Origin of the sequence: Actinokineospora enzanensis DSM 44649 (assembly GCF_000374445.1) — a bacterium.
GTDB lineage: Bacteria > Actinomycetota > Actinomycetes > Mycobacteriales > Pseudonocardiaceae > Actinokineospora > Actinokineospora enzanensis.
Genome location: NZ_KB894408.1, coordinates 236513 through 249537 on the forward strand (window position 1 = coordinate 236513; position 13025 = coordinate 249537).

General features: G+C 70.2%; 18 protein-coding genes. 5 read left to right on the top strand and 13 right to left on the bottom strand.

Annotation, left to right across the window (positions count from 1 at the left end; translation table 11 throughout):
* Nucleotides 1–19 precede the first annotated feature (19 nt).
* From C503_RS38925 to C503_RS0110810, 12 genes are all read right to left on the bottom strand, one after another.
* Nucleotides 20–1105, bottom strand: a complete 1086-nt coding sequence (locus C503_RS38925) for a DNA cytosine methyltransferase (protein ID WP_018682208.1) — start codon at nt 1103–1105, stop codon at nt 20–22.
* Nucleotides 1102–1521 (bottom strand): WhiB family transcriptional regulator, encoded by a 420-nt coding sequence (locus C503_RS43190; protein WP_018682209.1) that lies wholly within the window; start codon nt 1519–1521, stop codon nt 1102–1104. The genes C503_RS38925 and C503_RS43190 overlap by 4 nt, the downstream gene beginning before the upstream one ends.
* Nucleotides 1518–1814 carry a DUF7368 family protein gene (locus tag C503_RS0110765; protein ID WP_018682210.1) on the bottom strand — a complete coding sequence of 99 codons (297 nt, stop codon included), beginning with the start codon at nt 1812–1814 and terminating at the stop codon, nt 1518–1520. The genes C503_RS43190 and C503_RS0110765 overlap by 4 nt, the downstream gene beginning before the upstream one ends.
* A 94-nt stretch (nt 1815–1908) precedes the next feature.
* Nucleotides 1909–2145: a hypothetical protein gene (locus tag C503_RS38935; RefSeq protein WP_156893125.1), complete on the bottom strand. Its 237-nt coding sequence runs from the start codon at nt 2143–2145 to the stop codon at nt 1909–1911.
* A gap of 94 nt (nt 2146–2239) precedes the next feature.
* A complete protein-coding gene (locus C503_RS0110775; RefSeq protein WP_018682212.1) occupies nt 2240–2653 on the bottom strand; it encodes a hypothetical protein in 414 nt (137 codons plus the stop codon).
* On the bottom strand, nt 2650–2997 hold the full coding sequence (locus tag C503_RS0110780; RefSeq protein WP_018682213.1) for a hypothetical protein: 348 nt from the start codon (nt 2995–2997) through the stop codon (nt 2650–2652). The genes C503_RS0110775 and C503_RS0110780 overlap by 4 nt, the downstream gene beginning before the upstream one ends.
* Nucleotides 2994–3371 carry a hypothetical protein gene (locus tag C503_RS0110785; RefSeq protein ID WP_245572446.1) on the bottom strand — a complete coding sequence of 126 codons (378 nt, stop codon included), beginning with the start codon at nt 3369–3371 and terminating at the stop codon, nt 2994–2996. Before C503_RS0110785 ends, C503_RS0110780 begins: the two co-directional genes overlap by 4 nt.
* A 187-nt stretch (nt 3372–3558) precedes the next feature.
* A complete protein-coding gene (locus tag C503_RS0110790) occupies nt 3559–4536 on the bottom strand; it encodes a CRISPR-associated protein Cas4 (protein ID WP_156893127.1) in 978 nt (325 codons plus the stop codon).
* Nucleotides 4536–5297: a hypothetical protein gene (locus tag C503_RS43195; protein WP_018682216.1), complete on the bottom strand. Its 762-nt coding sequence runs from the start codon at nt 5295–5297 to the stop codon at nt 4536–4538. Before C503_RS43195 ends, C503_RS0110790 begins: the two co-directional genes overlap by 1 nt.
* A gap of 85 nt (nt 5298–5382) precedes the next feature.
* A complete protein-coding gene (locus C503_RS0110800) occupies nt 5383–6105 on the bottom strand; it encodes an exonuclease domain-containing protein (protein WP_018682217.1) in 723 nt (240 codons plus the stop codon).
* A 136-nt stretch (nt 6106–6241) separates the two neighbouring features.
* Nucleotides 6242–6574 carry a hypothetical protein gene (locus tag C503_RS0110805; protein WP_156893128.1) on the bottom strand — a complete coding sequence of 111 codons (333 nt, stop codon included), beginning with the start codon at nt 6572–6574 and terminating at the stop codon, nt 6242–6244.
* Between the two features lie 82 nt (nt 6575–6656).
* On the bottom strand, nt 6657–6872 hold the full coding sequence (locus tag C503_RS0110810) for a transcriptional regulator (RefSeq protein WP_018682219.1): 216 nt from the start codon (nt 6870–6872) through the stop codon (nt 6657–6659).
* A gap of 194 nt (nt 6873–7066) precedes the next feature.
* On the opposite strand from C503_RS0110810, the gene C503_RS38945 reads away from it, so the two are divergent.
* Nucleotides 7067–7513: a helix-turn-helix transcriptional regulator gene (locus C503_RS38945; RefSeq protein WP_018682220.1), complete on the top strand. Its 447-nt coding sequence runs from the start codon at nt 7067–7069 to the stop codon at nt 7511–7513.
* A gap of 140 nt (nt 7514–7653) precedes the next feature.
* Entirely contained in the window at nt 7654–8205 is a 552-nt protein-coding gene (locus tag C503_RS0110820; RefSeq protein WP_156893129.1) for a hypothetical protein, read from the top strand.
* 265 nt (nt 8206–8470) lie between these two features.
* Here C503_RS0110820 and C503_RS43200 read toward each other — a convergent pair whose 3' ends face one another.
* Entirely contained in the window at nt 8471–9388 is a 918-nt protein-coding gene (locus C503_RS43200) for a tyrosine-type recombinase/integrase (RefSeq protein ID WP_169514528.1), read from the bottom strand.
* A 68-nt stretch (nt 9389–9456) separates the two neighbouring features.
* On the opposite strand from C503_RS43200, the gene C503_RS0110830 reads away from it, so the two are divergent.
* Genes C503_RS0110830 through C503_RS0110840 form a run of 3 tightly spaced genes read left to right on the top strand, consistent with a single transcriptional unit; the run spans nt 9457 to nt 12999 of the window.
* Nucleotides 9457–10218, top strand: a complete 762-nt coding sequence (locus C503_RS0110830; protein WP_026316155.1) for a class I SAM-dependent methyltransferase — start codon at nt 9457–9459, stop codon at nt 10216–10218.
* A complete protein-coding gene (locus C503_RS0110835) occupies nt 10215–11735 on the top strand; it encodes a 1,4-alpha-glucan branching protein domain-containing protein (protein ID WP_018682224.1) in 1521 nt (506 codons plus the stop codon). The genes C503_RS0110830 and C503_RS0110835 overlap by 4 nt, the downstream gene beginning before the upstream one ends.
* Before the next feature lie 13 nt (nt 11736–11748).
* A complete protein-coding gene (locus tag C503_RS0110840; RefSeq protein WP_018682225.1) occupies nt 11749–12999 on the top strand; it encodes a glycosyltransferase family 4 protein in 1251 nt (416 codons plus the stop codon).
* Nucleotides 13000–13025: the final 26 nt, after the last annotated feature.

Consider the following 13025-nt stretch of genomic DNA (forward strand, 5'->3'; position numbering starts at 1 on the left):
TTGGCCGGGTGGGGATGGGTCACTGTCCCGCGTGGACGGGCCCGTGGGGAGGGTGTTGGCGTGCCCGCAAGGGCGGATCTCCGGGCAGCAGGGGCCGGAGGATGGCGACGGCAAGCAGCGGGGGCACGGCGTCGCCGATCTGCCGGTACTGCTCGGTCTTGGTGCCCTGCCACGGGTAGTCGGCCGGAAAGGATTGGAGGATGGCGGCCTGCTCGACCGTGACCTTGATGGCGGCGCCGAACTGGCGGGCGGCGCCGTGGTGTCCGGGTGCGGCGATGCGCGGGTCTCCGCACACGGTGGTGGCTGGCCGGCTGGTGATCCATTGGAGGTTGCCGGGCCGCGAGCACAGGATGGTTCCGGCGGGTTCGTCGGTGGCGCGCTCGGTGGCGTGGCCCTGCGGACTATGTCGCAGGGCCACGCCACCGAGCGCGCCACCGAGCGCTTCGGCCATGCTCACCGGCGGGGGCAGGGAGTCTCCGAAGAGGCTGCGGGCATGGTCGTACGCCTGGTCGGGCCGATATGCCTGGTGGGTGGGTGGTGGTGGCCCGGCGGGGTGTCCGTCGCGGCGGGCGATGAGGATCGCGCGCTTGCGGGTCTGGGGCACGCCGTACTCCTCGGCGGACAGCACTCCGGTCCACGTCGCGTAGCCGTCGGCGCGCAGAAGCTCGGCCGCGTACCGCCAGAGCGGGAGTACGGCGGGCACCTGCTCCAGCGCGATCCAGCGGGGCCGGAGCGCGACCGCCCACCGCATCGGTTCGGCGGTGAGCGGGGATCGCGGGTCGGCCCAGTCCACATCGGGTGGTTCGTCGCCGCGGGCGTGCGCGGCGATGCGCTCGGCGACGAGGGCGATGTCGTCCAGGCCTGCGCCGGTCCCGGCGGAGCTGAATCCTGGGCAGGGCGGGCTGCCGATCAGGCCGGTGGCGAGTCCGGCGAACATGTCGGGGTCCAGGCGGGCGATGTCGGCGCGCAGGCGCGGGTGCCCTGCGGCGGTGGCGGTGGCGCACGCGGCTGGGTCGTGGTCGATGCCGACGAGCGGGCCGCTGTATCCGGCCAACCGGGCGCCGGTGTCCCAGCCTCCCGGCCCGGCGAACAGGTCGACGATCACGCCGCCGATGCCTTGAGCTGCTTGGCATGGCGGTAGACGGTGCGCGCGTTGCACCCGATCTCGTCAGCGATCCGGCCGGTGCGCACGCCCGCGGCGACGAGTTCCGCGATGCGCGCGATCTGGGCTGCGGAGAGCCCGTTCGCCGACCGGGGTCCGGTGGGCGGCTGAGTGCGGCGCGGCAGGCCCTGGCGTTCGCGGCGGCGTTCCTCCGCATCGAGTCCACCCCAGACACCGTGCGGCTCGGCGGCAAGTCCGTGAGCGCGGCAGGCGGCCAGGATCGGGCAGCGCTCCCAGCAGATCTGGGCGGCGGCGGCTCGCTCGCGCGGGTTGGTGGACATCCACAACGCGGGGTTGGGGTGCCTGGTGCAGGCGCCTTGGCGCCAGTCGATGTCGCGGGGTAGGGCAATGTCGATCACGCGGCGCCTGCCGCGAGGGTGTCGGTCCAGGCGAGCGCCTTGCTCGCGGGCACGTCGGGGTCGCACATCGCGGCGAGTGCGACCGTGGCGGCGACCAGGCGGGCCGGGTGCTCGATGGCCCAGCGGTGCAGGCGCCCCCAGATCTCGACAGGGTCGAGGTCTCGGATGTCGGTGATCAGTCCGGCGGCGTCTTGTTGCATGAGCTGGAGTAGTCGGCCGCGCTGCTGTGGGTTCGGGATGGGGCAGTGCTGGCGGTCGTGTTCGGCGGTGCGGCGGGCGGCGGCGGTGTCCATGATCGTGTCTCCTGTGGAGAGTGGTCGGGCCGGGCGCGCTCCAAGGGTGGGTGCGCGTCCGGCCCGGGTCTGGGTGGATGGTGGGGGGCGGGTGTCAGGTGACGTGCTGCTCGAAGTCCGGTAGCGCTCCGGCCGCCACGAGTGCGTGCGCGCGGTCCTGCGATGGGTCGTCCAGCGGCTCGCAGTGCACGTCGACCCATTCGTCGGACGGCTTGAGGTAGCTCAAAAGTCGCGCGTGGTCGAGCACCAGGATGCGCGCGGTGCGGTGGTCGGCCGGGACTCCGGCGCGGCGGGCGCGCATCCGAGCGAGGATCTGTTCGGTGGTGGGCACGGTGTGAACGTGCCAACCGGCTAGCGGTGTGAACTGCCGGTAGTGGCTACGTTCGGCGATGCCACACCAGCGGCAACCGGACGGCGGGTACTTGTCAGCCACTGGGCACCACCTCCGGCAGCTCGACTGTGATCACCGGGCGACGGCGGCGGTTGGCCTGCCTGAGTTGTTCGGACTGGTTGGTCCACTCGTAGGTGTCGTGCCAGTTCGCGTCGAGGCGCAGGCCGTGATGCTCGTCGCGGGAGTGGTCGGCGACGAGCAGGCACCGGTACTCGTAGTCGCGGAGGACGGCATACTCGCCGATCTCGTCCTCGTACGGGCGCACGGTCGCGGCGCACTGCTCGTCGTCGCTCATCCACTGGCCGGTGGCGTTCCAGTCGGACAGTGGCCAGTAGGCGTCGCAGGGCGAGCACTGCCAGTCGTCGTCGATCAGTTCGACTTCCTTGCCGCAGATCGAACACTCCGGCGCGCGCGGTTCGAGGGGCGGGGGCGGGGTCCTGGTGGTCACGCGGTCTGTCCTCTCCACCAGCGGTTGCGGCTGGCGTGGCGGGCCCGGTTACGCGAGGCGACCGGGCGGATGTCGGTGTCCTCGACGATCAGCCCACGCTGCGCGGCGGTTCCCATCACGGAACTCACCAGGTTGCGGTCGTACGGCCGCCCGCCGAGCTCGTGCGCGACCAGGCCGTGCACGTCGTCCGCGCAGAACGGGCGGCGGCCGTTGCGGGCGAGGGTGGCCACCGCCAGCTCGACCACGGCCCGATCGTCGCGGTGCGGGCGGGTGCCCGCGGCGAGGCTGGCGGCTTGGCCGCGGTGCCGATCCGCCAACGCGAAACAGAGCTGATCGTTCGTCATCCGTTCACCCCCAAGGCTTTGCGCATCGTGGCCAGAGACCGCTCGGCCTTCAGCGCGCGGGTCCGCCACTGGTCGCGGTCGGCCTGCACCTGGTCAGCCGCGGACAGTCGGTTCAGCACGTCCGACAGCGATAGATCGCCGCTCGACTTGGGCACGACGGTCTTCGCCGCGTGGGTCTTGAGGTGCGGCCGGATGGCGCCTGCCTTGTCCGCGGTGTAGTCGCAGTGCGCACAGCCGTAGACCACGCTGCCGTCGGCGAGCGTGAGCGTGCGGGTCTGCTGCCAGTAGACGGGTTTCCCGTCCCTGGACGTGATCGGCGCCAGGGTCGGCTCGTCGCGCAAGACGTCGATCCCGTTCACGGTGGTAGCAGTCACTCTGTATTTCCTTCTCTCTCCGGTTTGCTGGTGAGGTGCCATGCGCCGCACCAGCACGGGTAGTAGCGGCACTCACGCCGGTGAGTCCGTCCATGAAGGACTCGTTTGATCTGAGCGTCGAGCAGGGCGCCCGCCGCAGCCTCGCGTGAGGGGAACGGGAACTTGGTGCAGGCGGCGGCGGACTCCATCACTCGCCGTCCGGCAGCGGCGCGAACACGAGCTTGGTGGACGTGGACGGCTTGATCGGCGGTCGCGCACCGACCTTCGCGTACTCGGCCCGCACCCGGTCGATGTCTATGTTGTTCGACGTCGTGGTCTTCCAGCGCAGGCCCTTGCCGACCAGCCCGACATCCACCATGGTCGTCTCGTCGTCCGGGCGCAGCGCGTCGAGCGCGCCCTTGGCCTCCGCTTCCCGCTTCGCCGCGTCGGCCTTGTCCGCGCGCGCCCGCTCCAGCCGCTCGGCCCACCGCTGTTGGTCGGGGTCCTCGACGAAGAGCACGGACAGGGGGGACCGATCGTGGACTGCACCGTCCCAGCAGCGGGTCCGGAACGGGCAGTGTCCGCAGAACGGGCTGTCGGGCTGGTACTCGCGGTTGAGCATGTCCAAGTCGGTTTCGCGCACCGATCGCAGCCATGCCAACGCCTCGCGCACCACGGCCGGGTTCGGCCGCCGGGCGTGCCGGTAAAGCTCGCCGGTGTCGCGGGCGATGTAGTCGATCACGATGCGGCGCACTCGCACCCCTGCCACCGCGAGCGCGGCCGCGTAGCCGTCGGTCTGGAACAGGTGCGGCCGGTCGGGCCCGTGGAGCCGGATGTGGTCCAGCCGCCGCGACGACGTGGTCTTCACGTCCACGAGATCCCCGGTTGCGGCTTCGTATCGGTCGACGTGGCCGGGGACGCCCGCGAACACCACGGGGTACTCGACAAGGTCCCCTTCGGCCGCGGTCTCGTTCAGGCGCTGCTGGACCGCGTCGTGGATCGCGGTGCCCATCACGGCCTGGAGCGAGCCACCGGGGTCGGCGGGTTCCATCCCGGCGAGCCGGTACCCGGCTCGCCTGCGACACCCACCGACCTCGGACCACCCCAGCTCTCGTTGCCGAGACCGGGGTCGAGTGCGGTCCCATTCCAGCAGCAGATCTGCCGTCGTGCGGTCCACGCTGGACATCACGCACCGCTACCGGGCTGTGCGACGTCCGGCCAACCGTCGGTGACGTCCGGGTTCGGGGCGATGTGGTCGCGCTCCATCTCGCGCAGCTCGGCGAGCATCGCGTCCTCGGTCGCCTGGTCGTCGACGATCTCCGCGTCCTGCGGTTCCGGCTCAGCGGCCGGGGCGGGGGCGGGCTGGTCGGCACGCTCGGCGGCGACATGGGCCAGCGTCGGGCGCGTGGGCGCAAGCTCTTCCGGTTCGGCGTCGGTGAACCCGAGTGCGATCTCCGGGCAGAGGAACGTGCAGGCGCGGCCAGCGGCCCGCCACATCAGCATCCGCTCCGGGTGGTTGCGCCAGGTGTCCTTGCCGGTGAGGCTCGCCCGCTTGGCCTGCTCGATGGTGTAGGTCTCGGTGTGGAACTCGCCGGTGTCGCCGCGCGTGACCTTGACCGTCGCCTTCTGGCTCGTGTTCTCCATGACCTCGACGCGGTGCCCTGCTCGGCGGGCCAGCGCGAGCCAGGTCTGCCCCGCGAGCGACGGTCGCCCGTTGACGACGTACACACCCTGGATGGCCTGCATGGGCGCCAACCCGAGTTCCTGCCCGTAGAGCAGGATCACCAGAACGTCGGATGGCTTGCCTCGCAAGTCCTTGGGCATCAGGGCCGACGTGGACAGGTTCTTCGCGAGCCGGAACGCGGCGTCGAGGTCGGTCTGCCGACCGGCGATCGGCACCGCGACCCGCCCTGTCGGACCGGCCGGGGTGATTTCGGTACTGGTCATATCTGTCCTTTCAGGACTAGATGTGAGTTGGAGAGAACGCGGTGACTGATGCGACGGTCGAGTGGTCCGAGCCGGATGCGCGCGCTCAGCCATGGGATACCGCCCGGACCGGCCACTCGCGGCTGATCGACTCCGCTTTGCCTTGCCGGGCCAGGTACCCGGCGAACCCGTCCGCCCAGTCCGCGTACGCCCGAGCCTGGTAGGCCATCAGTTCATCGCGGCCCATCGCGCCGACCTTCGGGTGGGTGCGCGCGATCCGCCACGCGACCCGGGCCGCCGCGAGCGCGTCCCCACCGCTGGTGTGCGCGTCCCCATCGGACAACGGCACCCGGTAGTGGCGGGCCACGTCGACCAGCTTGCGGGAGCCACGCCGGTAGCGGTCGAGCGCCCGGTCCAGCACGAACGGGTCCACGATCCACGGCAACAGGCCATCGGCCGCGCACACCTCATGCAGCGTCTTGTGCCCGTAGCGCACGCACTCCCGCGCCAACACGGTGAGGTCGAACGGCGCGTTGTAGATCACGATCGGGCGTCCGGCCTCGACGTGCTCGGCCAGCTCGGCGACCAGCACCGGCACGATGTCGGCGGGGGACTCGCCGTGCTGGCGGGCGTGCTCGGTGGTGATGCCGTGCACGTCGGTCGCCCCCTGCGGGATCTCGACCTCGGGGTTCAGCAGGTAGCTGCTGGTGCCAGCCCCGGGGCCGACGCTGACCAGCGCGGCCGTGACGATGCGCGCGGTCTCCGGGTCCGGCCCGGTGGTTTCGGTGTCGAACGCGACCATGGGGCCGTCGGCCCACGTCTGCGTCATTTCTGTCCCTTCTGGACAGTCGGGTTGGGAAGCAAGCAAGCAAGGACACGGCGGTCCTGGTGCGCGGGGTGGCCGCATCGGGCGCAGAGCCCCGCCACCGGCCACACGGCCAGCGGCGGGGCGTCGGCCACGGACGTCACCGGCGCGGGCACGTCGGCGAGTGACCCGACCCGGGCCACGAGCACTGAGGGCAGCGCGCGGCCACCTCGACCACGAGGTCCCGGTCGTCGGCGCGCTCGGACAGCGCCTGCCGGATGACGTGCGGCGCGCACACCCCGCACACGTCCTCGACCTCGACCGGCAGCTCGGCCAGCGGTCCGGGGCGGCCGTAGACGCGGACCGTGGTGACGTTGCCGTCCACCTGGCACCAGGTGCACGGCTCGCGGTCGACGGGCGCGGTGCGGACGTCGATCTCGCGCCACGCCAACCAGGCGATAACGTCGATGTCCTCGGTGTAGAGTCCGGTCACGCAGATCACTTCCTTGGTGGGGGTTGGTCTGTCTCCTGTGGAGCCCCGCCCTGGACTGGCCAGTCAGGGGGCGGGGCTCCTGCTACTTCTCGACTTCGAACAGGTCGTCAAACGGCACCGCGAACGCGGTGAGCGCAGCGGCGATGAACTGGTTGCCGGGCCTCAGCAAGCCCCCAACGACCCGGCTGACCGTCGAACGATCGATCCGCATCGCCGCCGCGATCTCGGCGGCGTTCCCGTGGCCAGCAGCGTGGGCCGCCGCCCTGAACGCCTCGACGCGAACCTTCACGCAGGCCATATCACTCCGTTCCGTTCGCGAACGGACGTTCCGTTCGCTGACGGAACAATACAGGCGTGCGTGCGCGTGCGCAACATGTTTCGCGCGCGAACGTCGCATTGCTGCGGATTTGATCGTGATGATTCTGTGACCACCGCCACCGTGCGGGCACTTCGTCTTGCGTCGTTGCGTGCGCGCACGCAACCATGTAGTTCATGGCGGTAGACGATCTTGACGACGATCGACGCTGGTGGACCTACTTCAAGGGCGAGCTCGACCGGCGCGAGTGGACCACCGCCGACTTCGAGCGCGCCTCCGGCATCAACAGATCGCGCGTCGTGGCCTGGTCGAACGGCAGCAAGATCAGCATCGATAACGCCCGAGCGGTCGCATCAACCTTCAACACATCCCTACTGACGGTGCTAGTCAACGCCGGACTCCTCACCGCGGACGAAGCCGGTGCCCCCGCAGCACAGGCCCCGAACCCCGCGGACTTGACGGATGATCAACTTCTCGGCGAGATCCGGCGCCGCTTGCACGATGCGCCGATCCGGCGCCACCTGACTCCCGAGGAGATCGAGGCCGATCCGGACATCGTCACGGCCACTCCGCCCACTCCGCCCGGTCGGCGGCGGCTGCGATCAACGGGTGACAGCGCGTAGCCGCATCTGGTGATTCGCGATAGAGTTTTCCCAGATATCTACTACGGGAAGTAGTGATACTAGTCCGATCGAGTGAAATCGAACGAACGATCTACTGGCGGGTTAACGACACGGCTGGCCACCACGAATGGGTGTCCATGATGGACACGACGGACACGGGCCTGGACCTCCCCGGCCTCCTGCACTCAGGGTGGCGGTGCCTGTGCAGCGGGTACCACATCGTCCCCACCGCAGGCATGGACACGATCCCCGTAGCCGTCAACCACCGCACCCGGACGCTGCACCTGGGCGAGTCCGCCACCGCGGATTTCGCTCGCCTCCCCTACCACCTCCGAGACGGCTTCGCCCTCGCCATGCCCCAGCCCACGCCCGCGGCCACGCCCGCGATCGGCCACGACATCGACCTCCTGGCGCTGTTGCACTCCACCTGGCGGTGCCTCGCCGCTGGCTACGCGATGACCTGCACCGACGGCATGGAGCACATCCCGGCAGCCGCCCACCTCCGCACCAAGACGCTCCACCTCAACGCAAGCGTCACCGCGGACTTCGGGCGCTTTCCGTACCAGTTCCGCGCCGCGCTGGCTCTCATCGACCCCGTCCCCGTCGGACTCCAGCGCGCGGTGGGCGAGGACCTACCGGCCCGGCCTTGGCGGTCGCCGCTCCGGCTCGTCACCCCCGACGGCGGCGCCTAGCGGCAGCGGACTTGAGCGCGAGCTGGATGTAGTACGCCTTGCGGGCAGCCTCAGCCCGCAAAGCCCGCTCACGCGGATCGAGCGAGTCCTTCGGATCGACCTGCCGTTCGAACCTGCGCATTAGCCCTTCCCGAGCTGGCGCGGTCCGGCGCGCACGATCTGGAGTATTGGCCCACGAGTGATGCGCGGCGAGGCGAGCGCGCTGGGTGCGCTGTGCCGGGGTGAGATTGTCGGTCATACCCCGAGCACAGCGCTCCGGTGTCACCTAGACCCGGTCCCCCCGTGCCATCATCCGGGCGGCTTTCCGCGCTCTAGCCTCAGCCATGGACGAGCCGTAGCGCTTGACCATCTTCGAACCCGGCGCCCATCCACCCAGCTTCTCTACCACGCCCTCGTTGGCGCCGTTGTCAAGCATGTCGTGGGCCCAGGTATGGCGCATCATGTGCGGCCACATGTGGCTGAGCCCAGCCAGTACGCACCGCCGGGTGAACATCTCACCGATCCCGCCTCCGGTTAGGCGAACCTCGCCGGAGGCGTGCGGACGAGCCGAGAGGAACAGGGCCTTGCTGTCGACGCCGGGCCGTCTGGCGCGGGCGCGCATGTACTTGCGCAAGGCGATGGCGGTCTTGGAGCCGAAGGACGAAACCCTGGTCTTGTTGCCCTTACCCGTGACCGTAACCTCCTGAGCTCGCAGGTCCAGGTCGTCGACATCGGTACCGGCGATCTCAGCACGCCGAGAACCGGTGTCGAGAAACAGCCGCAGGATGGCCTCGTCACGCAGTCCGACGAACGACGTGTCGCAGGTACGCAGGAGCGCGGTCAGATCCTCGTCCGAGATGATCGGCACGGGCTTCTCCTCAGCAACGGGAAGGCGCACCTTGCTCGCCGGGTTGCTGTCTAGGCCGCTGTCGGGCTGACCGACGATGTAGTCGAGCCAGAACCTCACTGCCAGGAGGCGCACACGTCGTGTTGCTCCGGCGAGCTTTAGATCGTCGGCGAGGTATGCCGCCCAGCCGTCGATGTGGCGACGGATGAGGCCGGACACCTCCGCCTCTGGGCTACTCTCGCGTAGCCAGGCGACGAACTGGTTGACCGAACGGAGGTAGACGGTGCGGGTCCCAGCCGAGACGGTGGAGCGCAGAACGAGCTCCCACTCGTCACGCCAATCGTCGAACTCACTCAAGTCATCCACTGGAGTTTTCCTCTCTCGGAACGCTGTGCGGAACCGACAGACCAGAGGAGATCAGTGCTGTGTCACCTGTTAGTGCAGGTCAGCCCGCCAACCTGCCGCTGACCGGTGAGCGGACCGTGCCCGGCATCGTCGAGGAGAACTACTGGTTCCGCCGCCACGAGGTGGCCTACCTATATCTCGCCGGGTACTGCGCGGACGCGGTGGTGCTGGAGGCCGGTTGTGGCGAGGGCTACGGCGCGGACCTTCTCACCGAGCACGCGGCGCGGGTGCTGGGGCTCGACTACGACGAACTGACCATCGCGCACGTCGCGCGCGCGTATCCGGCGGTGCGGGCGGTGCGCGGCAACCTGGCCGCGTTGCCGCTGCGGGACGGGTCGGTGGACGTGGTGGCGAACCTGCAGGTGATCGAGCACCTGTGGGACCAGGAGAGGTTCCTTGCCGAGTGCCGCCGGGTGCTGCGGCCGGGCGGGCGGCTGCTGGTGACCACGCCCAACCGGATCACCTTCTCCCCCGGCCGGGACACCCCGCTCAACCCGTTCCACACCCGTGAGCTGGCACCGTCCGAACTGGACGAGCTGGTGCGCGCGGCCGGGTTCGCGGTGGAATTCCTCGGCGGGGTGCGGCACGGGCCCGCGTTGCGCGCGTCGGACGACCGGTTCGGCGGATCAATCATCGACGCCCAGGTGGCGGTGGCCGTGGCGGGCGCGCCGTGGCCCGCGGACCTGCGCGCGGCGGTCGCGGCGGTGACCGCGGCCGACTTCGAGATCGGCACCGACGACCTGGACGCGAGCCTCGATCTCGTGTTGGTCGCGCGGGCATGAGCAGGCCGGTCGGCGGGTTCGCCCTCGTCCTGCACAGCCACCTGCCCTGGTTGCCGCACCACGGCACGTGGCCGGTCGGCGAGGAATGGCTCTACCAGGCGTGGGCGCACTCCTACCTGCCGGTCGTGGACCTGCTGCGCCTGCTGGCCGACGAGGGTCGGCGGGATGTCCTGACGCTCGGGGTGACGCCGGTTCTCGCGGCGCAGCTGGACGATCCGTACGCGTTGCGCGGCATGCACGACTGGTTGGGGAACTGGAACCTGCGCGCCCAGTACGCGGCGGTGCGGTGGCAGAACTCCGATGCGCGGTTGCGGGACGTGGCGGCGGCGGAGTATCGGGCGTCGGCGGCGGCGTTGACGGAGTTCGAGGAGCGGTGGCTGCACGGGTTCTCACCGGTGTTGCGGCCGTTGGTGGACGGTGGCGTCGTCGAGCTGATCGGCGGACCTGCCACGCATCCGTTCCAGCCGTTGCTGGATCCGCGCGTGCGCGAGTTCGCCTTACGCGCGGGCCTGGCGGATACCGCTCTGCGCATCGGACATAGGCCTGTCGGGATCTGGGCACCGGAGTGCGGATACGCGCCGGGGATGGAGACCGGTTACGCGGCTGCGGGTGTGGGGCGGTTCCTGGTGGATGGTCCCGCACTGCACGGTGATACCGCGTTTGCCCGCACTGTCGGGGATTCCGATGTGGTGTGCTTCGGACGGGACCTCGATGTCACCTACCGTGTGTGGTCGCCCAAGGCCGGATATCCCGGTGATCCTGCCTACCGTGACTTCCACACATACGACCATCCCTCCGGTCTCAAACCGTCACGGGTGACCGGGCGTCAGGTGGAACCCCAGGACAAGAAGCCCTACGAAGCGGCGCTCGCCGCCGACGCGGTCGAACGGCACGCGCGGGACTTCGTGGACACGGTCGTGCGGCGTCTCACTGATCTGAGGGCACTGCACGGTCGGCCCGGTCTGGTGGTGGCCGCGTATGACACGGAGTTGTACGGGCACTGGTGGCACGAGGGCCCCGCGTGGTTGGAGGCCGTGCTGCGCGCGCTGCCGGACGCGGGTGTTGAGGTCACCACGCTGCGCGGCGCTATCGAGGCCGGTTATGTAGCGGGACGGGTCGATCTGCCCGCGTCGTCGTGGGGGTCGGGCAAGGACTGGCGGGTGTGGGACGGGGCGCAGGTGGCCGACCTGGTCGACGCGGGCGCGGCACTGCAACGGGACCTGCTCGACCTAGTGGGCACCATCCCGGCCGCCGTCGGTCGGGACGCCGTGTTGGACCAGGCCGCGCGGGAAGCACTGTTGGCACTGTCCAGCGACTGGGCGTTCATGGTCACCAAGGACTCGGCGGCCGACTACGCGCGCAGACGAGCCAAGGTGCACGGCGAGCGGTATGCCGAACTGGCGTCACTTCTCCGCGCAGGCGCGCGCGACCGAGCCTGGGCGCGCGCGACCGAATTGCGCGATGAGGACGGCCTGTTCGGCAACCTCGACGCACGCGCCCTGCGTACCAACGAGTAGGGTCGCAGCCACCATGCGCGTGCTGATGTTGTCCTGGGAGTACCCGCCGGTGGTCGTCGGCGGCCTCGGCCGACACGTGCACGCCATCGCCCGGCACTTGGCGGCGGCCGGCCACGAAGTCGTCGTGCTGTGCAGGCACGAGGCGGGCACGGATGCGGTCACCCACCCGACCGAGGACGCCGGGCACGAGGGCGTGCGGGTCATCCGCGTCGCCGAGGACCCCACCCACCTGGTGTTCGAGCAGGACCTGGTCGCGTGGACGCTGGCCATGGGCCACGGCATGATCCGCGCGGGCCTGTCCCTGCTGCGGGAGTGGCGCCCGGACGTCGTGCACGCGCACGACTGGCTGGTCACCCACCCGGCGGTGGCCCTGTCCGAGCAGGCACGCGTGCCGCTGGTGGCCACCCTGCACGCGACCGAGGCGGGCAGGCACAGCGGCTGGCTGTCGCAACCGCTCAACCAGCAGGTGCACTCGGTGGAATGGTGGCTGGCCAACCGCGCCGACGCCCTGATCACCTGCTCGTCGGCCATGCGCGCGGAAGCGTCCCACCTGTTCGATGTGGACCCGACCACCATCACCGTCATCCACAACGGCATCGAACCCCGCGACTGGCGCATCCCGCCACGCGCCGTTCGCGCCGCCCGAGCCGAACACAGCCCGGACGGCGCGCCCCTGCTGCTGTTCTTCGGCCGTCTGGAATGGGAGAAGGGCGTCCACGACCTGGTGGCCGCACTCGCCCGCGTCCGCAAGTCCCACCCCGGCACTCGCCTCGTTGTCGCGGGCCGCGGCTCGCAGACCACCGCCCTGGAGGAACTCTCCCGAAAACTGCGCGTGCGCCGGGCGATCTCGTTCGTGGGCCACCTATCCGACACGGAGTTGGTGGCCGCGTTGTGCGCCGCGGACGCGGTTGTCCTGCCCAGCCGCTACGAACCGTTCGGCATCGTGGCGTTGGAAGCCGCTGCCGCGGGCGCCCCTCTCGTGGCCTCCACCGCGGGCGGCCTGGGCGAGGTGGTCGTCGAGGGCGAGACCGGCCTGTCCTTCCCACCCGGCGACGTCGACGCCCTGACCACCGCCATCCGCCGAGTCCTCAACGACCCGGCAGCAGCCCGGAAACGCGCCAGGGTGGCCAAGAACCGCCTCCCGATCGACTTCGACTGGGCCCGGATCGCCGAGGCCACGGCAGCGGTCTACCGGGAGGCCGTCGTGCGGGAACACGGGGTGCTGGGCCGCCCCAAGATCGCCTCCGGCAACGCGTTCGCCTGAGGCGGCGGCCCATCCCGTCCACCGGC